This window comes from Paraburkholderia fungorum (genome assembly GCF_046026025.1).
Taxonomy (GTDB): Bacteria; Pseudomonadota; Gammaproteobacteria; order Burkholderiales; family Burkholderiaceae; genus Paraburkholderia; species Paraburkholderia fungorum_E.
Map to the genome: position 1 here is coordinate 95,667 of NZ_JAQQFL010000006.1, position 20,419 is coordinate 116,085.

14 protein-coding genes are annotated in these 20,419 nt (G+C 64.3%); 7 read left to right on the plus strand and 7 right to left on the minus strand.

Going from position 1 to position 20,419, the window contains the following annotated elements; genetic code table 11:
* Positions 1–119: 119 nt before the first annotated feature.
* Positions 120–1,835: an NAD+ synthase gene (locus tag PQR67_RS09335; RefSeq protein WP_408457410.1), complete on the minus strand. Its 1,716-nt coding sequence runs from the start codon at positions 1,833–1,835 to the stop codon at positions 120–122.
* 132 nt (positions 1,836–1,967) lie between these two features.
* On the opposite strand from PQR67_RS09335, the gene PQR67_RS09340 reads away from it, so the two are divergent.
* Both PQR67_RS09340 and PQR67_RS09345 read left to right on the plus strand, forming a co-directional pair.
* Positions 1,968–3,137 carry a GNAT family N-acetyltransferase gene (locus PQR67_RS09340; RefSeq protein ID WP_408457413.1) on the plus strand — a complete coding sequence of 390 codons (1,170 nt, stop codon included), beginning with the start codon at positions 1,968–1,970 and terminating at the stop codon, positions 3,135–3,137.
* A 9-nt stretch (positions 3,138–3,146) separates the two neighbouring features.
* A complete protein-coding gene (locus tag PQR67_RS09345; RefSeq protein WP_408457416.1) occupies positions 3,147–3,497 on the plus strand; it encodes a GIY-YIG nuclease family protein in 351 nt (116 codons plus the stop codon).
* 34 nt (positions 3,498–3,531) lie between these two features.
* Here PQR67_RS09345 and PQR67_RS09350 read toward each other — a convergent pair whose 3' ends face one another.
* Positions 3,532–5,637, minus strand: coding sequence for an FUSC family protein (locus tag PQR67_RS09350; protein WP_408457419.1), 2,106 nt, complete (start codon positions 5,635–5,637; stop codon positions 3,532–3,534).
* Positions 5,638–5,970: 333 nt separating this feature from the next.
* Positions 5,971–6,498, minus strand: coding sequence for an inorganic diphosphatase (gene ppa, locus PQR67_RS09355; RefSeq protein ID WP_074285059.1), 528 nt, complete (start codon positions 6,496–6,498; stop codon positions 5,971–5,973).
* A 299-nt stretch (positions 6,499–6,797) separates the two neighbouring features.
* Between ppa and PQR67_RS09360 the strand changes: the two genes are divergently transcribed.
* The 3 genes from PQR67_RS09360 (at position 6,798) to PQR67_RS09370 (ending at position 10,466) form a co-directional block, all read left to right on the plus strand.
* Positions 6,798–8,237: an aldehyde dehydrogenase family protein gene (locus PQR67_RS09360; protein WP_408457422.1), complete on the plus strand. Its 1,440-nt coding sequence runs from the start codon at positions 6,798–6,800 to the stop codon at positions 8,235–8,237.
* 66 nt (positions 8,238–8,303) lie between these two features.
* Positions 8,304–9,062: an SDR family oxidoreductase gene (locus tag PQR67_RS09365; RefSeq protein WP_408457425.1), complete on the plus strand. Its 759-nt coding sequence runs from the start codon at positions 8,304–8,306 to the stop codon at positions 9,060–9,062.
* Between the two features lie 84 nt (positions 9,063–9,146).
* Positions 9,147–10,466, plus strand: a complete 1,320-nt coding sequence (locus PQR67_RS09370; protein WP_408457427.1) for an MFS transporter — start codon at positions 9,147–9,149, stop codon at positions 10,464–10,466.
* A gap of 209 nt (positions 10,467–10,675) precedes the next feature.
* On the opposite strand, the gene PQR67_RS09375 is transcribed toward PQR67_RS09370, so the two are convergent.
* From PQR67_RS09375 to hemC, 3 genes are read right to left on the minus strand one after another with little or no spacing between them, the layout of a single operon-like run.
* Positions 10,676–11,866: a heme biosynthesis protein HemY gene (locus tag PQR67_RS09375; RefSeq protein ID WP_408457430.1), complete on the minus strand. Its 1,191-nt coding sequence runs from the start codon at positions 11,864–11,866 to the stop codon at positions 10,676–10,678.
* Positions 11,867–11,868: 2 nt separating this feature from the next.
* Positions 11,869–13,887 carry a fused uroporphyrinogen-III synthase HemD/membrane protein HemX gene (gene hemDX / locus PQR67_RS09380; RefSeq protein ID WP_408457432.1) on the minus strand — a complete coding sequence of 673 codons (2,019 nt, stop codon included), beginning with the start codon at positions 13,885–13,887 and terminating at the stop codon, positions 11,869–11,871.
* The gene (hemC, locus tag PQR67_RS09385; protein WP_408457434.1) at positions 13,887–14,903 is read right to left on the minus strand and encodes a hydroxymethylbilane synthase; all 1,017 of its coding nucleotides are present in this window, start codon (positions 14,901–14,903) and stop codon (positions 13,887–13,889) included. Before hemC ends, hemDX begins: the two co-directional genes overlap by 1 nt.
* Positions 14,904–15,330: 427 nt before the next feature.
* On the opposite strand from hemC, the gene ppc reads away from it, so the two are divergent.
* On the plus strand, positions 15,331–18,459 hold the full coding sequence (gene ppc / locus PQR67_RS09390) for a phosphoenolpyruvate carboxylase (protein ID WP_408457437.1): 3,129 nt from the start codon (positions 15,331–15,333) through the stop codon (positions 18,457–18,459).
* Positions 18,460–18,664: 205 nt separating this feature from the next.
* On the opposite strand, the gene PQR67_RS09395 is transcribed toward ppc, so the two are convergent.
* Complete coding sequence (locus tag PQR67_RS09395) at positions 18,665–19,417, minus strand: class I SAM-dependent methyltransferase (RefSeq protein WP_408457440.1); 753 nt, start codon at positions 19,415–19,417, stop codon at positions 18,665–18,667.
* 176 nt (positions 19,418–19,593) lie between these two features.
* Between PQR67_RS09395 and PQR67_RS09400 the strand changes: the two genes are divergently transcribed.
* Entirely contained in the window at positions 19,594–20,406 is an 813-nt protein-coding gene (locus PQR67_RS09400; RefSeq protein ID WP_408457443.1) for a helix-turn-helix transcriptional regulator, read from the plus strand.
* Positions 20,407–20,419 lie beyond the last annotated feature (13 nt).

A 20,419-nucleotide genomic window follows, 5' to 3' on the forward strand; every position in this document is an offset into this window, starting at 1 on the left:
GGAAGGTTGAAAGGGAAACGGATGATTTTTATTCTACGCCGCGCCGGATGCGTTGCGCCAACCCGACGCGTGCTTCTACTCTGCTATCGGGTAAGTCCGCAGCAACGGATTGCTTCGACTCACTCCACCGGTTCGGTGTAGCGCGACGTAATCGGATAACGCCAGTCGCGGCCGAACGCGCGATGCGTGACGCGAATGCCGATCGGCGCCTGACGGCGCTTGTACTCGTTGATCTTGATGAGGCGCGTGACGCGCTTTACGTCTTCGATCGCGTAGCCCGCCGCGATGATTTCGGCAAGCGAGCGGTCTTCTTCCATGTACATGCGCATGATCGCGTCGAGCACTTCGTACGGCGGCAAGCTGTCCTGATCGGTCTGGTTCTCGCGCAGTTCGGCCGACGGCGCGCGCGTCAGGATCCGTTCGGGAATCACGTCCTGCTTGCCGAAGGTAGCGGCCTGGTTGCGGTAATGGCACAGCTTGTACACCAGCGTCTTGGCGATGTCCTTGATCACCGCGAAGCCGCCGGCCATGTCGCCGTATAACGTGCAGTAACCCACCGCCATCTCGCTCTTGTTGCCGGTGGTGAGCACGATCGAGCCGAACTTGTTCGACAGCGCCATCAGCAAGGTGCCGCGAATGCGCGCCTGAATGTTTTCTTCGGTGGCGTCTTCGGCGCGGCCCGCGAATTCATCGGCGAGCGAACTGCGGAACGCGTCGAACATCGGCGCGATCGCGATTTCGTCGTAGCGTACGCCGACGCGGCGTGCCATCTCGGCGGCGTCGGTGGTTGAAATGTCCGCCGTGTAGCGCGACGGCATCATCACCGCGCGCACGCGGTCGGCGCCCAGCGCGTCGCACGCGACGGCCAGCACCAGCGCCGAATCCACGCCGCCCGACAGGCCGATCAACGCACCCGGGAAGCCGTTCTTGTTGACATAGTCGCGCACGCCCATCACGAGCGCGGCGTACACCTGCGCTTCGAGCGACAGCTCGGGGGCGATCGCGGCAGGCAGCGGCTTGCCGTCGTCGAACTCGACAATTGCATTGCCCTCTTCGAACTGCGCCATCTTTGCGACGAGCCGACCTTCACCGTCGAGCACGAACGAGCCGCCGTCGAACACCAGTTCGTCCTGCGCGCCGACCATGTTCACGTAGACCATGGGCAAGCCGGTCTCGCGAATCCGCGCGCGCAGAATGTCGAAGCGCACCGCTTCCTTGTTCAGGTGATACGGCGAGCCGTTCGGAATCAGCACGACTTGCGCGCCCGCAGCCTTCGCCATTTGCGCGGCCGACGCATGCCACGCGTCCTCGCAAATCACCACGCCGTACTTCACACCGTCCAGTTCGAACACGAACGGCTTCGGGTCGGAAGCGAAGTAGCGCTTCTCGTCGAACACCTCGGTATTGGGCAAATCCTGCTTGCGATAGGTGCCGCTCACCTCCCCGTCCACGATCAGCGAGGCCGCGTTGAAGGTATCGACCGGCGGCACGCCGCGCTCGATCGGCGCGTTTGCATTACCATGGCCGTGCGCCACGTTGTGCGTCAGCGGGTTGTGCGTCAGGTCACGCAGCGGATGGCCGACGATCACATGCAAGCCGGCGAAGGGCTTCAGTTGCGCGGCCAGATCGGCGAGCGCCGCCGCGCTCGCCGTGTAGAACGCGGGACGCAGCAACAGATCTTCGGGCGGATAACCGGACAGCGCGAGTTCAGGCGCGATCAGCAGCTTCGCACCATCGTTGTGCGCGGCGCGCGCGGCAGCGACAATCTTCGCGACATTGCCGGCGAAGTCGCCGACGGTGACATTGATTTGAGCAAGAGCGATTCGGGTCTTCATGGCAGGATCGACAGGCAAGCCAGACGGCTTGCGAGTACCGCGGCTGGTCAGCTCGACGGCAACGGACAAATCGGATAAACGAACGACGCATCGCTACAAGCCTGCGTCGCTCATTGGGAACAGTCACACAGATTGAACCAGGAACGCTTTGATTATCGCACGGGCATTCTGGCGTCGCCCTCCGAGGTGGACGCCGCGGAATGGAATGCCCTTCTCGCGCAGCAGGCACAGCCCACGCCGTTTCTGCGGCACGAGTTCTTGAGCGCGCTCTCCGCAACCCGATGCGCGGTCGCCGATACCGGCTGGGCGCCGCAATTCGTCACGCTGACCGACCCGCGCACCGACAAGCTCGTGGCAGCCGCCCCCGTGTACCTGAAGGGGCACTCGTACGGCGAATACGTCTTCGATTGGGCCTGGGCCGATGCGTACAAACGCAACGGTCTGCCGTATTACCCGAAGCTACTGTGCGCGGTGCCGTTCACACCGGTGCAAGGCAACCGGTTGTTGTCGGCGGATACGCATGCCCTCAGACATCTGGCGGCAACGTTGATGGCGTTCGCCGAGCAGGCCGACGTGTCGTCGCTGCACGTGCTGTTTCCGACCGAAGCGGAAGGCGCTGCGCTCACCGATATGGGCATGATGCAACGCGAAGGCGTGCAATTTCACTGGCTGAACGACGGCTATCGCGACTTCGACGATTTCCTCTCCACGCTCGAACAGAAGAAGCGCAAGAACATTCGCGCGGAGCGTCGCAAGGTACAGGAAGCCGGCGTGACCATGCGCAGGATTCGCGGTGAGGATATCCAGGACGCCGATTGGCGATTCTTCAGCAAGTGTTATCGGCAGACCTACCGCGAACACTTTTCGAGCCCGTATCTGAACCTCGATTTCTTCCGGATGATCGGCGCGTCGATGCCGGAAAATCTGCTGCTCGTGATCGCCGAATACGAAGGCAAGCCGATCGCGAGTTCGCTCGTGGTCTATCAGCGCGATGAGAAAACCGGTGGCACTTTGTATGGCCGCTACTGGGGCGCTTTGGAACACGTGCCCTGCCTGCACTTCGAAACCGCGTACTATCAGCCGCTCGAATTCTGCATCGAGGAAAAGCTCGGTGCGTTCGAAGGCGGCGCTCAGGGCGAACACAAAATGGCGCGCGGTTTTCTGCCGACGGTGACGCGCTCGGCGCATTGGCTCGCGCATCCGGCCTTCGCCGATGCGGTCGGCCATTTCCTCGACAACGAAAAGAACAGCATCCACGCGTATGTGGACGAGCTGCGCGAACACAATCCGTTCAAAGGCTGAAGCGTACCCATGGCGTGGTTTCTGTATCTGCTCGAATGTTCGGACGGCAGCGTCTATACCGGCATCGCCACCGACGTGCAGGCGCGTTTCGACAAGCATGTGAGCGGTGAAGGCGCGCGCTATACGCGTTCGCGCAAGCCGGTGCAGGTGCTGGCGTCGTTTGAGTTGGCGAACCGCTCGCGCGCGTCGAGTGCGGAGTATTGGGTCAAGCGGCTGGCGCCCGCGGAAAAGCGGGCGTTGGCGGCGGGCTTGCGTACGCTTGAATCGGTGTTGCCCGTGGCTGAGCCCGAACCTGAACTCGAGCCCGAATCACAACCCATTACCGCTGGCGAAACGGCACAAGAAAGCGACGCGTCCTGATCGAGACTTCCGCATCCTTCCGGCGCGTTGCTACCTACCCCCTCGCCTCGCGCATCCGTTCAGTCAGCAGCCGATGCATCAGCGCGATTTCCCCCACCGCATCCGCCTCCAGCGAAGTCAGCCGGTCGCGTGCGGGAAGGTCGCGCGGCAGCGGCCGCAGGGTTCGATTCAAAGCCGCCTCGATGTCGGCGCTCGCCGTGGCAATCCATGCACCGAGGTCATCGTTCATGCTGCGCCGGTTCGTACTCAAGCGCAGTTGGGTTGCGGTTCCCGCCATTTTCCGCAACACGCTCAGCACCGTCAGCGTCACCGTGTCGACCATCGAGTCCTCGAGCTTTTCGAGCCGAATCCGGCCGATCGCCTCCTCGGCATTGTTGCTGCCCAATCCCGCGGCCCGGCGCAGGCGTTCCATGTCCTTCTCGCTTCGCGCCGGCGACGCCAATGCCGCCCGCAGATACGCGAGATTGGCCCGCACGGCTTCGCCCAGATAGGCGCGATAGTCGATCTTTTCGCGCGTCGGCCACAGATAGAACGTTGCCAGCAGCGCCAACATGCAGCCGAGCACGTTGTTGCCGAGCCGCGTGAGGGCGTAGGCGAATTCGCTGGCGCCCGGCGTCGCGAAGTCAGCCACCAGCACAAAGGTCGGAGTCAGGAACAGAACGAACAGGCTGTAGCTGACGGGACGCAGCGCCATGGTTGCCACCACCAGCGGAAACACCACCAATGAAATGCCGAGCGGCGAATGGATCGCATAGCCGATCGCCGCCGCCAGCACGCCCCCGACAATGCTTCCGGCAGCGCGCTCGATACTGCGTGGCCACGTCGCGGCGATCGACGGTTGCAGGATCAGCAGCGTCGCCATGGTTGCCCAGTAGCCGAAGGGAAGCCCGAGCGCCCGTATGACCAGAAAGCCCGCCGTCGTCGCGACGCCCACACGGGCAGCGTGGCGCAAGCCGACCGACTGGGTCGAGAGGTTCGCCTTGAGGGTCGACCACGTCCGCGTCAACCGCCTCGCGGCACCTTCCGACCACCCGAGCGGCTGGGCAGTTGCCGGCGCGAAATCGACCAGTTCGAAGTCGGACTTGAGTGTCACGGGTTCCATCAACGCGGATTCCAGCCGTCTCGCAAGGCGTCGCAGGCGAAGCTGCAAGCCAGCCAGGCGGTGCCATTGCGCTTCGCTGGTAGCCGCGCCGATCCTTCGCAAAACCTCGCCCATTCCGGTCAGGAGCCGCACTGTGCGCCGGGTGCGATGGGCGTCTTCCGGGTTCTTTTCACATGCGCCGGTGACCGCGATCAGATACGCAAAGAGCGCCTCACTTTCGGTTAGCAAGGCGAGGAGATTGTCGTAGGTTTCCCGGCCGGCTGTTCTCGAATCAGGCACGTTCGCCAGTGCCTTGCGCGAACGTTCCAGCGAAGCGCGCGCATCGGCGCGAAATTTCGCGGCATGCGTGGCCCACTGTCCAGGGGCGGCCCGCTGCTCGAGCAGGCGCGCGCTGTCGAATGCGATGTCAGCCAGACGCACATACACGGCGCGCAGCGAAGCGCGGCTCGTGCCGAACGGATGAATCCGCCAGACGGTCAGGCTCAGCACGACGGCAAACAGGCATCCCGCGAGGTAGATGCCGAGAAACGCCACGCCTTCCCGAAGGCCGTGCATCGGACGGTCGACCATCACGACGCAGGCGGTCGCCGCGAGAATCGTCACCTGCGCGGTCGCGGCGCCCCAGATCCGGCCGAACGCGCCGAGCGTCGTGAACGCCAGAATGGCGAGCGCCGCGAACACCGTGCCCGCGCCTGACGCAAAGGCGGTCACGGCTCCGCAGACGGTCGACAAAAGCGCAAAACCCATCATCGAGGCGAAGCGCGCGCGATTCGAGCCGGCCGCGTCCGCAAGACAGGTCCAGAACGCGCCGATCGCGGCCCACGCGAAGGCCGGTTCGTGCAGCAGATTGCCGAGCACCAGCATGGCGGTGGACGCGCAAGCGGCTCGCAGTCCTTCGGACAGGTTGGCCTCGCTCGTCGAAAACGAAACCATCCACACCGGCCTGCCGCGGTAGATCGCGGTAACGAGCGCGTACAGGCTCGCGACCAGGCGGCTCGACCAGCGCGGCGACGAAGGTTTGGACTTGCGGTTCAACATCCGGACGATGGGCTCATAAAAACGGGAATTGGCGCTGCGTCAGCGCATTAATACGCCGCCGGCAGGAAACCTGCTGCGGCCACCGGATGATAAGGGTTAACACTGAGATATAAAAATGCCTTCGGTTCATCCAGTCGATGCGTTGTGTCTATGTGCTGGAGCGGACGGGCGTTCTGGCGCTCTGATGGACAGATAAGCCAATGAGCGGATGGACGGATGGGCAGCAAATACCCATTGAACGCGACGTGGCGTCTCCGAAAACGCCGCCCATAAAAAAACCGCGTGGCCCTTTCAGGCTCACACGGTTTTTATCGACTACCGGTGTAACGCAGCTTACTTCTTGTAGTTCGCCACGCCTTCGGTGATTTCCTTGTGTGCGGCTTCGATGCCCGCCCAGCCTTCGACCTTCACCCACTTGCCCTTTTCCAGCGCCTTGTATTGCTCGAAGAAGTGCTTGATCTGGTCTTTCAGGTAGGCCGGGACGTCGTCGATCGACTTGAGATCGGCGGTCATCGGGCAGACCTTGTCGTGCGCGACGGCAACCAGCTTGGCGTCCACGCCCGATTCGTCGGTCATTTGCAGCATGCCGAGTGCGCGTGCACGGATCACCGAGCCGGCCAGCAGCGGGAACGGCGTGATCACCAGCACGTCGACCGGGTCGCCGTCGCCTGACAGCGTTTGCGGAATGTAGCCGTAATTCGCCGGATAGCGCATGCCCGTGCTGATGAAACGGTCGACGTGGAGCAGGCCCGTTTCCTTGTCAGCTTCGTACTTCACCGGATCGCTTTGCGCCGGGATTTCGATGATGACGTTGAAATCTTGCGGAAGGTCTTTGCCTGCGGGGACGTGATTGAAGCTCATGAGCGCTCTCTGATCAGATGGAATTCGGAACACGGCGTGCGGCGCGCGGGCTCGAGCGGCGTGAATCGTGAAACTCGCCAGCACGAGCGGCGCTACGGCCGGACAGTGCGGAATACGCCATTATAGCCAATCGGCCGATGGCACCTCGAGTTGGATCGGCGCGATAATCATCGGAAGTCTCTCGATTGTGCCTCTCGTTTGTGACCACCGCGCATTTGAACCGCGGCTTGCGTTCGGGCCAGAACATCGGCCTGAGCATCGGCCCGAACACCGGCTGCGTGACACCTCAAGGAGCCTGCATGGAAGAAGCCCGGCATTTCATCGGCGGAGAATGGTCCGCTGCCTCAGGCGGCGAGACGATCGCCGTGCTCGATCCATCGGACGGCCAGCCGTTCACCCGGCTTGCCCGCGGCACCGCGGCGGATATCGACGCCGCCGTCCACGCAGCCCGCCGCGCCTTTGAAGGCGCATGGGGCGAAGCGAGCGCCGCCGAACGCGGCCGCGTGCTGTACCGGCTGTCGATGCTGGTCGCCGCCCATCAGGAAGCGCTCGCCCAACTCGAAGCGCGCGACACCGGCAAGCCGCTCAAGCAGGCGCGCGCCGATTCGGCTGCGCTCGCGCGCTACTTCGAGTTTTATGCCGGCGCGGCAGACAAGCTGCACGGCGAAACGCTGCCCTATCAAGCCGGCTACACCGTACTGACGATTCGCGAACCGCACGGCGTGACCGGCCATATCGTGCCGTGGAACTACCCGATGCAGATCTTCGGCCGCAGTGTCGGCGCGGCGCTTGCCACCGGCAATGCGTGCGTTGTCAAACCAGCAGAAGACGCTTGCCTGTCGGTGTTGCGTGTCGCCGAACTGGCGGCCGAGGCGGGTCTGCCGGCGGGCGCGCTGAATATCGTCACGGGTTTTGGACATGAAGCGGGCGCGGCGCTCGCGCGTCATCCGGGCATCGATCACATCTCCTTCACCGGTTCGCCCGAGACCGGCAAGCTCGTGACGCAGATGGCCGCCGAGAACCACGTGCCGGTCACGCTCGAACTGGGCGGTAAATCACCGCAGATCGTTTTCGCCGACGCGGATCTCGACGCGGCCTTGCCCGTACTAGTGTCGGCGATCGTGCAGAACGCCGGGCAAACCTGCTCGGCGGGCAGCCGCGTGCTGATCGACCGGGCCATTTATGAGCCGCTGCTCGACCGGCTGAGCGGCGCGTTCCACGCGCTGCGGGTCGGACCGTCGCACGCCGATCTGGACTGCGGTCCGCTGATCAACGCGAAGCAGCGACAGCGCGTGTGGGACTTTCTCTCCGACGCGCAACACGACGGCATTCCGATGGCGGCACACGGTGAGGTAATCCCCGAAGCGCCGGGAAGCGGCTTCTACCAGGCGCCCACGCTGCTGCGCGACGTGCCCGCGAGCCACCGTCTCGCGCGCGACGAAGTGTTCGGGCCCGTGCTCGCCGCCATGCCGTTCAGCGACGAAGACGAAGCGCTCTCGCTCGCCAACGGCACGCAGTACGGCCTGGTCGCGGGTATCTGGACGCGCGACGGCGCCCGGCAGATGCGCCTCGCGCGGCGCCTGCGCTCCGGTCAGGTGTTCATCAACAATTACGGCGCGGGGGGCGGCGTCGAATTGCCGTTCGGGGGCGTGAAGCATTCAGGCCACGGGCGCGAAAAAGGTTTCGAAGCGTTGTATGGCTTCACGGTGCTGAAAACCATCGCCATTCGTCACGGATAAGCGCTGCACCAGGCATTAGGCATTAGGCATTACGTACCATCATCCACAACAAACAAGGGAGACATCATGCGGTTGACAGGTAAAACGGCCATCGTCACGGGTGGCGGCTCGGGTTTCGGCGAAGGCATCGCGAAGACCTTTGCGCGCGAGGGCGCGAATGTGGTGGTCAACGATCTGAACGGCCCGGCGGCCGAGCGTGTGGCGAGCGAAATCGCGCTGGCCGGCGGCAAGGCGATTGCCGTGCCCGGCAATGTCGCGCTACGCGAGGATTGGCAGACGCTGCGCGAGGCCGCGCTCGAAGACTTCGGCAGCGTGCAGATCGTCGTCAACAATGCCGGCACCACGCATCGCAACAAACCCGTGCTCGACGTGACGGAAGCCGAGTTCGACCGGGTTTATGCGGTGAACGTCAAAAGCCTCTACTGGAGCGTGCAGGAATTCGTGCCGTACTTTCGCGAGCAAGGCGGCGGGAACTTCATCAATATCGCGTCGACCGCCGGCGTGAGGCCGCGTCCGGGGCTCGTCTGGTACAACGGCAGCAAAGGCGCGGTGATCATCGCCAGCAAGTCGCTCGCCGTCGAACTGGGTCCGGACCGCATTCGCGTGAACTGCGTGAACCCGGTGATCGGCGAAACAGCGCTGCTGTCGGAATTCATGGGTGTCGAAGATACGCCGGAAAACCGCAAGCGCTTTCTCGCCGGCATTCCGCTCGGGCGCTTCTCGACGCCGCAGGATATCGCCAACGCGGCGCTCTATCTCGCCTCGGACGAGGCCGAGTTCATCACCGGCGTATGCCTCGAAGTGGACGGCGGGCGCTGCGTGTAAACGCCATGCAAACCAAACCATCCAGCACGGCTAGAATCGCGATCGACGGCGGTACTTCATTTCCACAAGAAAAAAGGAGACACCATGGCTAGTCCCGCAGACCCGCTCCACCATCCCGGCGCGGGGGCGCCACCTTCCACGTTCGAGGAGGCGACCTACCGCAAGGTCACGTGGCGGCTCGCGCCGCTCCTGATGCTCTGCTACGTGGTGGCGTATCTCGACCGCGTCAACGTCGGCTTCGCCAAGCTGCAGATGACCACCGATCTGGGTCTGAGCGACGCGGTTTACGGCTTCGGCGCGGGGATTTTCTTCATCGGCTATTTCATCTTCGAAATACCGAGCAACGTGATCCTGCACAAAGTGGGCGCACGTGTGTGGATTGCACGGATCATGGTGTCGTGGGGTGTGATCTCGATGCTGACCATGTTCGTCACCACGCCGGCCATGTTCTACGTGATGCGCTTCCTGCTCGGTCTCGCCGAAGCGGGCTTCTTCCCTGGCATCATCCTGTATCTCACATACTGGTACCCGGCGCATCGCCGTGGCCGCATGACCACCTGGTTCATGACGGCAATCGCGTTGTCCGGCGTGATCGGCGGCCCGGTGTCGGGCTATATCCTGAAGAGCTTCAACGGCATGAACGGCTGGCATGGCTGGCAGTGGCTGTTTCTGCTCGAAGGCATCCCGTCGGTGATCGTCGGCATCCTGGTGTTCGTGATACTCGATGACCGCGTCTCGAAGGCCAAGTGGCTCACCACGGAAGAGAAGGAATTGCTCGAACGTCAGGTGTCAGCCGAGGAGGCCACCAAGCACGACATGCCGATTCGTCAGGTGCTGACGAGCGGCCGCGTGCTGATGCTGAGCCTCACGTACTTCTCGTTCGTGATGGGCCTGTACGGCGTGAGCTTCTGGCTGCCGACCATCATCAAGGCGACCGGCGTGACGGACGCGTTCATGATCGGCCTGCTGTCGGCGATTCCATTCGCCGCGGCGGTGATCGCAATGGTGTTCGTGTCGCGCAGCGCCGACCGCATGCGCGAGCGGCGCTGGCATATCGCGTTGCCGGCGATCGCCGGGGCCATTGGCCTCGTGCTCTCCGTGGTATGGGCGCACAACACGGTGCTGGCCATGGCGTCGCTCACGCTCGCGACCATGGGCATCCTCACCACCCTGCCGCTGTTCTGGAGTCTGCCGACGGCTATCCTCGCCGGCACCGGCGCCGCGGCCGGTATCGCGATGATCAATTCGATCGGCAATCTCGCGGGTTTTCTGAGCCCGTATGCGGTCGGCTGGCTAAAGCAGGCGACTGCCGCGAACGACTCCGGCATGTATATGCTGGCAGTGTTCATGATCCTCGGCGGTTTGCTCGCGATCAGTGTGCCCGCGAAGATGGTCAACAAATGAGGCGGCTCGCTTCGTGACGGGAGGCAGGAAGCGCCGTCAAAAGCCGCTCGTCACGAAACATGCGTCGCGGGGCGCGAGCCCCGCTTCGCGTCATGCACAGCACGCATCGCGCATCACGTCACCAACGAAAAAGCCCCCGTCCATTGAGACCGGGGGCTTTTTTATCTGCTGCAGCACCCGATCAAACAAGCGCCGCCGCGATCAAAGCATCAAACGATATTCATCGCCAGCGCGCTCTCACGATAGTGCTCGCTCGCCTTGGCGGAATCGCCGATCTGCTCATGCAAACGCGCCAGCGCGCGATGCGAACGAATCTTCAGCGTCTCGTTGTCGGCCAGTTTCAGTGCCCGCTCGAGGAACGATTGTGCCTTACCCCACAACTGCTGATGCAAGCACAGGCGGCCCAATGCGAACATCAGATCCGCATCTTCCGGACGATCCTTCTGCCACCCTTCGGCCTTCTGGATCAGCGGCAACGCGTCGCCCCCGGTCGTGTCCGGATAACGGCGCAGCAGACGCGCGTCCCAGTTCTGCGCCAGCGCTTCTTCGACAATCTTGCGCGCTTCCTGCGGACGATTCAGCGATACCAGCAGTTCGGCAGCGACATCGGCGAGACGCGGCGAATGACGTTCGGTGGCCGACAGCGAATTCCACAACTCCAGCAGCGCATCGGCATTATGGCGCCGGTCGCGCAGCAGGTTTTCCGCGGCGAGCTGACGCAAACGCACCGCCACCGCCGGATGGATCGCTTCGCGTTTTTCCAGCGTCTTGACGAGCTTGAGCACTTCGCCCCAGTTCTTCAATTGCTGTTGCGCGCGCAACGTGATCTGCTGCGCGTGAATCCGCCGTGCACCCTGCGACTGCATTTCAGTAAGCGCGGCGAGCGCGCCGTCCGCGTCGCGGCCGTCGGCACGCATGTCGGCGGTGGCCATCAAGCGTGCGTCCTGCCAGTCGGCTTCGTCGATCTGCGAGAGCCACTCGTCGCGCCGCGCATATTCATGCATGCGATGCGCCGCGGTGGCCGCGATCAGACCGGCCGCGCCCTTGTTGTCGCCATTCGTGAGTGAGTCTTTCGCGGCTTTTTCAGCACGTGAGAACCGCCCGGCGTACAGATTGCCGATCGCGTCACGCAATGCCGCGTGCGCCTTCGCGACACGCGAGCGCGCACGGTAGGCGGCCACGCGCTGCGGCATGCGCCAGATATTGCGCACGATGCGCAGCAACGCATACAGCAGGATGAACAGCACCACCAGACCGACCACGAACAGATTCAGCGAGATGTCGACGCGGTACGGCGGATAGATCAGCAGCACCTGCCCCATGTCGAAGCGTCCGACCACCGCCAGCACCACCGCGATGGCGAACAGCAACGCGAGCCATAGAAGTCCCCGGATTGCCATGATTAACCTCGGCTCCGGTATTGATTGACGGCCTGCAGGCTGGTGTTCAGATTCGGCAGTTCAACCGCGGCCGAGCCCGCATCCACCTGGTTGACCAGATCGATCACAGTCTGGGTTTTCTTCGAGGTGCTATCGAAATAGCGCGTCAGTGCGGCCTGCGCCGCCTGCAGGTCGGACTTCAGCGTGGTCTGGTTGCGCGAGAGCAGCGCGAGGCGCGCCGACAGCAAACGCAGCTTCAGATTTTCGCGCACGAAGTAGCCTTGATCGGGCGTGACGAGCATGGCGTCGGCGTTGTCGATGCGGCGCACCTGCACGAGGCTGGTGAGCTGCTGGCCGATGCCGGTCGTGACTTCGCGCCACCAGACTTTCCAGCGCGGCTCGCCGGTGGCCGCGGCCACCTTCGCCGTGTCGGCCCAGGTGGCGGCCTTCGGCGTAGCGTGGGCAATCGGTGCTTCGCCAGAGAGCGGCAGGTTGTCGACCTGGTCGATCGCGTTGTCGAGCTTGATCGCCATACCCGTCAGATCCGTGGACGGCGCGGCCTTCAGCTTGTCGATGTCTTGTGCGATCGCCTTGCGCACCGTCACGGCCTGCGGGCTATCCGATGCGGCGAGCCGCGTGTCCGCGCTTTGCAGCGCGAACAGCGCGAGTTGCGTATTGCCGGTGAGCTGTAATTGCTGGCTTGCGGCCGACAGCATCTGGCCGACTTCGGCCATCGTCCAGTCGTCGCGATTGCGGGCGAGGTCGGTGTATTGCTGTTGCAGTGCCTGCTGCGCGGTTTGCGCGTCAGCGAGCTTGCCTTCGAGTTGCGCGACCTGCGCGTCGGATTGATGCACCGTGGCCAGCGCCTGATCGGTCTTGACGCGCAACTCGTTGGTCTGCGCGTCGTTCGCCTGCTGGCGTTGCGCGAGTTGCTGCTCGGTGCGCTCCACCTTGCGATTAAGCGCGTAGCCGCCCACACCTGCCGCACAAGCGATGATCACGACGACAAACCACAGCAGCGGTCCGCTCGCGCTGCGGCGCTTTTGCGCTTCGTAGGGCGTGAAGGGTGGATTCGGCGGCAACGCGCTGGTTGCGGCCGGCTGGGGTGAAGCGTTCGTGGATGCGTTCGTTTCAGTCATGCGTGATTTAGCCGGTGAATGAGCCGGGTTGGACGGTACCGGTTGAACAACGGTCGGGACGGCGGCAAGCAAGGCGCGGGCGATCCGATCGTCGCCCGCACCGGACACCGTAATGCTATCAAAACCCAATGCCCGCGCGGTCTGCGCGATGCGAGGGTGCGGTGTGACCAGGTTAGCGTGCTTCAATTGCGCGATTTCGCCGGCGGTCAGATGTTCTTGCGCGAGTTCGTGCAGATTGCGCACCCCTTCCGAACTCGTGAGCAACCAGGCGTGCGGCTCGCCGGCAAGCAACGCGTGGACCCGCGCCCAGCCGCCGATCGACGGTTCCGGCACGAGGCGGCGATAGGCCGCCGCCGTGTCGACTTCCGCGCCCGCCTCGCGCAAGCGGTCGGCGAGCCATTCGCGGCCGCCGTCGCCGCGCACGATCAGCACGCGCTTGCCTTCCAGCGCGCTCGCGCCGAGCGCGGTATCGATCGCCGCGAACAGGCCTTCGGAATCGAAGCGCGCCGTATCGTCCTCGGGGACGGACGGCGGGCTGATGACGTTGTACGCCGGCGCGGCGACGCCGTGACGCGCCAGCGCCTGCACACTGCCAGGTCCGACTACGCCGATCGGCAGCGCGTGCGGCCAGATCGCGTCGCTACGGGCAAACGCGTGATCGACCGCGTTGGGCGAGACGAACACCACCAGCGCATAGCGCTCCAGAGAAGCGAGCGCTGCGCGCAATGGCGCTTCGTCCGTAACAGGCGCGATGTCGATCAGCGGAAAGTCGAGCACGGCGACGCCTGCCGCCGCGAGCTGCGCGATCAGTTCGTTCGACTGACCGGCCGGTCGCGTAATCACGACCGTGAACGCCGTCTTGTCGACGGACGGGGATGCGTTGCCCGGGATATCGGCCGCCATCACTCGCCGGTCGCCGCGCTATCCGACGCGCCGTCTGCCGGCGCTGCCGCGGGACCGCTGGCCGTGCTCAGCGCACGGACGATGTCCATCGCGCCTTGCTGTTCGAGCGCGTTCGCCACTTCCTGACCGAGCGCAATCGCCCGTTCGACCGTGGGTGCCGGCGCCGATGCCTGCGCGCTCAAGACACGCTGGCCGTCGGGCGTGGCGACGACGCCGCGCAGATGCAGCGCGCCGTCATGCCATTGCGCGTAGGCCGCGAGCGGCACTTCGCAACTGCCGCCGAGAGCGCGCGACACCATCCGCTCCGCTTCGACAGCCGCCGCCGTATGTTCATGATGCAAGGGTGCGAGCCATGCCGCGAGATCCGCGCGATCGGCGCGAATCTCGATGCCGAGCGCGCCCTGCCCGGCTGCGGGCAAGCTGTCTTCGGGATCGAGCAGCGCGCGGATGCGCTCGCCGAGACCCAAACGCTTCAAGCCGGCCGCCGCCAGAATGATCGCCGCATAGTCGCCGCGATCGAGTTTCGCCAGACGCGTGTCCAGGTTGCCGCGCAACGGGCGCACCACGAGGTGCGGATAACGCATGCGCAGCATGGCCTCGCGGCGCAAGCTGGAGGTGCCGACCACGGCGCCGGCCGGCAGTGCGGCAAGCGAGTCATAAGCGTTGGAGACCAGCGCGTCGCGCGGATCTTCGCGCTCCATGATGGTGGAGAGCGCAAAGCCCGTGGGCAACTCCATGGGCACGTCTTTGAGCGAGTGCACGGCCAGATCGGCGCGGCCGTCGGCCAGCGCCGCTTCCAGTTCCTTCACGAAGAGGCCCTTACCACCAACCTTCGACAAAGTGCGATCGAGAATTTGATCCCCACGTGTCGTCATTCCGAGGATTTTTACGTCACAAGATGGATATAATTTGTGCAGCGCACATCGCACATGCTCCGCCTGCCACATGGCAAGGCGGCTTTCTCGCGACGCAATCACAAGCGTGTGGGGTGGCGTAGAAAACGTCTCGGTGTTCATTAGCTTGCTGATTGAAAGACGGGATGTAATAACAATCAATGTTAGCACGCGCCCTTGTGTCTCAAGGCACAGCGGAGCGCCGTGCCGGCGCGGTATCGATGGAGGAGACGGGCCTCGGCGCAACGTGCCTGCCCCATCCCTGCCTGTTCAAGCACGGTCGTTCGCGCACCGGAGCGCGGCATGCGGGATGATGCAATGCGGCGCAACGTGCTTCACGTGCATGGCGCGCGTGCCATGCACCTCGTGCGCTTTGTGCAGATCTTTGTACAAATGCGCGCGGCCCCCCTCTCCGGCGTGTTGTCATCGGCGGCCTTCGGTCGCATACCGCTTCGTACTGGTTTCGCGCAGTTCACGTTGCAACTCATATGCAGTTCCGCAGTAGCAGTTCATCACTCAACAGACCCTGGCTTCCCTGAGGAAACCCATCGTGACGTCTTCCGGATCGGCGCGCCCTGCCCGCCGCAACACTGCATCGCCCACCGCTCAAGCGGCCGACACCGCTGCTTCTGCCTCCGCCGCAACGGCTGCCCCGTCCACCGCGGCCAAACGCGCCGGCAAAGCAGCCAAGGCAACTCAGCCTGCCAACGCCGCTAAAGCCGCCAAGTCCGCCAAAACCTCCACGCCCGCGAAGGCGAATAAAGCGGTGAAGGCCGTCAAGACAGCTAAGGCAGCGCAAACCGCGAAAGCGCCCACGCTGCAAGCCGTTTCGCAGGATACGGTCGTGCCCGCGCCGAAAAGCAGCGCCCGCACGCGCGAGGACAAGGACCATCCGCTGTTTCAGGACATCCGGTATCTGGGACGCCTGCTCGGCGACGTGCTGCGCGAACAGGAAGGCGATGCGGTGTTCGACGTCGTGGAGACGATCCGCCAGACCGCCGTGCGTTTTCGCCGCGAAGACGATAACGCCGCCGCGCAAACGCTCGACAAGAAACTGAGAACGCTCACCCCGGAGCAAACGGTCAGCGTGGTGCGCGCGTTCAGCTACTTCTCGCATCTTGCGAATATCGCCGAAGACCGCCACCGCAATCGCCGTCACCGGATTCATGCGCTGGCCGGCTCGACCTCGCAACCGGGCACCATGGCGCACGCGCTCGAACGGCTCGTCGAGGCGGGCACCGCCGCGACCCCGGTTCTGCAGCAGTTCTTCAACGAAGCCCTGATCGTGCCGGTCCTGACCGCGCACCCGACGGAAGTGCAGCGCAAGAGCATTCTCGACGCGCAGCACGACGTCGCGCGCCTGCTGGCCGAACGCGACCAGCCGTTGACCAACCGCGAACGCGCGCATAACGAAGCCATGCTGCGCGCCAGCGTCACGTCGCTGTGGCAAACGCGCATGCTGCGCGACTCGCGCCTCTCCGTGGCCGACGAAATCGAAAATGCGCTGTCGTATTATCGGGCCACCTTTCTCGAAGAGATCCCGGCGCTCTACGCCGATATCGAGGAAGCGCTCTCCGAGCACGGCATCGACGCGCGCCTGCCGCCGTTCTTACAGATGGGTAGCTGGATCGGCGGCGACCGTGACGGCAACCCGAACGTCACGGCCGAAACGCTCGAGAACGCGATCACTCGCCAGGCCGCGGTGATTTTCGAGCACTACATGGAGCAGGTGCACAAGCTGGGCGCCGAGCTGTCGGTGTCGAACCTGCTGGCCGGCGCGAGCGACGCGTTGAAGGAACTCGCGGCCATCTCGCCCGACCAGTCGCCGCACCGCACCGACGAGCCGTATCGCCGTGCCTTGATCGGCATGTACACACGGCTCGCGGCCAGTGCGCGCGTGCGTCTGGGCGAAGGCAGCGTGCCGGTGCGCAGCGCGGGCCGCGGCGCGGCGCCGGTGCGCGCCATCCCGTACGGCGACTCCGCCGAATTCGTGCGCGACCTGCACGTGCTGATCGACTCGCTTGCGGCGCACCATGGCGCGCCGCTCGCGGCGCCCCGTCTGTCGCCGCTCGCGCGCGCCGCCGAGGTGTTCGGCTTCCATCTGGCCAGCATCGACTTGCGCCAAAGCTCGGACATCCACGAAGCGGTGATCGCCGAGTTGCTGAAACGCGCGGGCGTCGAAGACGACTACGCGTCGCTCGCCGAAGAAGACAAGCTCAAGGTGCTGCTCGCTGAACTTTCGCAGCCGCGCCCGTTGCGTCTGCCGTACGCCGAGTACTCCGATCTCGTGAAGAGCGAGCTCGGCGTGCTCGAAGAGGCTCGTGTCACGCGCGAGAAGTTCGGCGCGCGCGCGGTGCGCAACTACATCATTTCGCACACGGAGACCGTCAGCGATCTGGTCGAAGTGATGCTGCTGCAAAAGGAAACCGGCCTGCTGCAAGGACGTCTGGGCGACGCGAACGATCCGGCGAGAGCCGGCTTGATGGTGATTCCGCTGTTCGAGACGATCCCCGACTTGCGCAACGCACCGCACATCATGCGCGATCTGATCGCGCTGCCGGGCGTGGATGCGCTGATCGAACATCAGGGCAACGAGCAGGAAGTGATGCTCGGCTATTCGGACAGCAACAAGGATGGCGGCTTCCTGACGTCGAACTGGGAGTTGTATCGCGCCGAGCTGGCGCTGGTGTCGCTCTTCAATCAACGCGGTGTGACCCTGCGTCTGTTCCATGGCCGGGGCGGCACGGTTGGCCGCGGCGGTGGTCCGACTTATCAGGCGATTCTGTCGCAGCCGCCGGGCACCGTCGACGGTCAGATCCGTTTGACCGAACAAGGCGAAGTGATCGCCAGCAAGTTCGGCAATCCGGAAATCGGCCGGCGCAATCTGGAAACGGTGGTGGCCGCGACGCTCGAAGCGTCGTTGTTGCCGCACGGCATTGCGCCCGCGCAACTGCCCGCCTTCGAAGAGACGATGCAGCAGTTGTCCGACGCGGCAATGGCGTCGTATCGCGCGCTGGTCTACGAAACGCCGGGCTTCAAGGAGTATTTCTTCGAGTCGACGCCGATCTCGGAGATCGCCGAGCTGAACATCGGCAGCCGTCCGGCTTCGCGCAAGTTGCAGGACCCGAAGCAACGCAAGATCGAAGATCTGCGGGCGATTCCGTGGGGCTTCTCATGGGGTCAATGCCGTTTGCTGCTGACCGGCTGGTACGGTTTCGGCAGCGCGGTGGCCGCGCATCTGGACAGCGCGCCGAGCGACGCCGAACGCACCCGCCGTCTGGCGCTCCTCAAGAAGATGCACAAGACCTGGCCGTTCTTCTCGAATCTGCTCTCCAACATGGACATGGTGCTGGCGAAGACCGACCTCGCGGTCGCCTCGCGTTACGCGCAGCTCGTGTCGGACAAAAAGCTGCGCAAGCATGTGTTCGAGCGGATCGTCGCGGAATGGGAGCGCACGTCGAAGGTGTTGTCGGAGATCACGGGCAAAAACGAACGGCTCGCGGAAAATCCGCTGCTCGCGCGTTCGATCAAGAACCGCTTTCCGTATCTCGATCCCTTGAATCACTTGCAGGTGGAGTTGCTCAAGCGTCACCGTGCGGGCGATACCAATGCGCGCGTGCGGCGCGGAATTCATTTGAGCATCAACGGGATTGCGGCGGGCTTGCGCAACACGGGCTGATCGAGCGATATCAACCGGGCGGTTGATGCCACCCGGCTTAACCAGCGGCCGCTGCTGAGCCGCACGAAAAACGAAGCCGAGCGCGGATTAATTCGCCACGCTCGGCTTCGGCATTTCTGAGGTGTGTTTTCAGGCGCGGCGCCCGACGACGCAATGGCGCTCAACGCATCAGCGCCCGCGCCATTTCCGCACTGACGTAGTGGGCTTACTGCGCCTCGACCATCAGCGCGTCGAGCTTGAACGAGCCGTCTTCCTGCACGTCGAAATACTGACGCACCTCATCGGGTGAGTTGCTCCACAGCGAGCGAATCGCCACCACGCGCGGCTCCGGCGTGCGCATGCGCGCCACCCACGAGCTGAACTCGATCTCGATACGCCAACGCTCGCGAATCGCTGCCTTGAAACCCGCTGCCTCGAACAACGCAATCCATTCGTCCGCGCGGTAATCGCGGATGTGCGAACCATCACGCAACAATTCGACCGCCTGAATATGCGTGTCGAGCAGCGGATGATCGGCGCCGGCAATGTCGATGAACAGCACCTTGCCACCAGGCTTCAACACGCGTCGCACTTCGGCCAGCGCGAGCGGCACGTCGTGCCAGTGATGCGCGCTCATCCGGCTGATGATCCAGTCGAACGAATCATCGTCGAACGGCAAGGTTTCGGCGGCGCCCTGTTGCGTGCGGATGGTGGCGAGGCCCCGGTCTTTCGCTGCGCCGTCGACCGTCGCCAGCATTTGCGGCGCGATGTCGTAGGCGACCACCTCTTTTGCGTGCGGCGCGACTGCGAAACTCGCATGACCGGCACCGCAGCCCATGTCGAGCACCTTCGCATCCGGCGTCGTGGCGATCGATTCGGCCAGCGTCTGCAGATCGGCGCCGGTGGCGTGCGTCTGACTCGTCAAATACGCGGCGGCGGTCGAGCCGAAGGCGTCGGCGACCTGATCGTGATGCTTCATGGGAGGCTCCGGTTATTTACGTGGGGTTGCGCCGGGCTTGAGCCCGGGTCGGTCTGGACGGCGCTGCGTCGTGCCAGTCGTTACAATAGAGCCCGCCGTGTACCAGTACAAGTTAAGCAATTATTCTGGTATTGATAACACCACCCGACATCCCGTCCAAGCACTGCCCGACAAGAATGACCACGCCGCCCTCCGCCGACCACCCGCCGCCGCTCGAGGCCACGCCTGCCCGCGCCCTTGGTGAATTCATCCGCGCGCACCGCGAACGGCTCACACCGCAAGCGCTCGGCCTGCCGCCGGGCCCGCGCCGCCGCACCCCTGGCTTGCGGCGCGAGGAAGTCGCGCAACTGTGCGGCGTGAGCCCGACCTGGTACACGTGGATCGAACAGGGGCGTCCGGTCTCCGCCTCCGCCGAAGCGCTGGCGCGGATCGCCGTCGCACTGCAATTGTCGCGCGCCGAGCGGGCGTATCTGTTCGAACTGGCCGCGCAGCGCGACCCGGCCGAGCCCGATCCGGCCGCCGCCGACGCCCCCGCCACCCTGCTCGAAACCGTGCAGCTCGTGAACGCACCGGCTTACGTACTCGACCGGCAGTGGAACGCACTGGCGTGGAACGAGCGCGCCGCCGACCTGTTCGTCGGCTGGCTGGACGGCACTCACGACCGCAATCTGCTGCGCTATACCTTCACCGAACCGGCCGCACGCGAGCTGATCGTCGACTGGGAAACGCGCGCGCGGCGCCTTGCCGCCGAATTCCGCGCCGACTCGATCCGCCATCTGAACGACGCCCCCACCCGCGGGCTGATCGACTCGCTCAGCGCCGCCAGCGACGCGTTCGCGCGTTTCTGGGCGTCGCAGGATGTGGGTGGACGGGAAGGCGGACGGCGCGAATTCAACCACCCGCGCGACGGGCGCATCGTGTACGACCAGATCACCTTCAAGCCCGCGCACCGCGAAGATCTGAAAATGGTGGTGCTGGTGCGGGAGTAAGCGCCGCCCGGCG

What these genes read in the sequence shown, in the direction of transcription:
- PQR67_RS09335 (WP_408457410.1), bottom strand. Translation starts at nt 1,835, where the DNA reads ATGAAGACCCGAATCGCTCTTGCTCAAATCAATGTCACCGTCGGCGAC.
- PQR67_RS09345 (WP_408457416.1), top strand. Translation starts at nt 3,147, where the DNA reads ATGGCGTGGTTTCTGTATCTGCTCGAATGTTCGGACGGCAGCGTCTAT.
- PQR67_RS09350 (WP_408457419.1), bottom strand. Translation starts at nt 5,637, where the DNA reads ATGTTGAACCGCAAGTCCAAACCTTCGTCGCCGCGCTGGTCGAGCCGC.
- ppa (WP_074285059.1), bottom strand. Translation starts at nt 6,498, where the DNA reads ATGAGCTTCAATCACGTCCCCGCAGGCAAAGACCTTCCGCAAGATTTC.
- PQR67_RS09360 (WP_408457422.1), top strand. Translation starts at nt 6,798, where the DNA reads ATGGAAGAAGCCCGGCATTTCATCGGCGGAGAATGGTCCGCTGCCTCA.
- PQR67_RS09365 (WP_408457425.1), top strand. Translation starts at nt 8,304, where the DNA reads ATGCGGTTGACAGGTAAAACGGCCATCGTCACGGGTGGCGGCTCGGGT.
- PQR67_RS09370 (WP_408457427.1), top strand. Translation starts at nt 9,147, where the DNA reads ATGGCTAGTCCCGCAGACCCGCTCCACCATCCCGGCGCGGGGGCGCCA.
- PQR67_RS09375 (WP_408457430.1), bottom strand. Translation starts at nt 11,866, where the DNA reads ATGGCAATCCGGGGACTTCTATGGCTCGCGTTGCTGTTCGCCATCGCG.
- hemDX (WP_408457432.1), bottom strand. Translation starts at nt 13,887, where the DNA reads ATGGCGGCCGATATCCCGGGCAACGCATCCCCGTCCGTCGACAAGACG.
- hemC (WP_408457434.1), bottom strand. Translation starts at nt 14,903, where the DNA reads ATGAACACCGAGACGTTTTCTACGCCACCCCACACGCTTGTGATTGCG.
- PQR67_RS09395 (WP_408457440.1), bottom strand. Translation starts at nt 19,417, where the DNA reads ATGAAGCATCACGATCAGGTCGCCGACGCCTTCGGCTCGACCGCCGCC.
- PQR67_RS09400 (WP_408457443.1), top strand. Translation starts at nt 19,594, where the DNA reads ATGACCACGCCGCCCTCCGCCGACCACCCGCCGCCGCTCGAGGCCACG.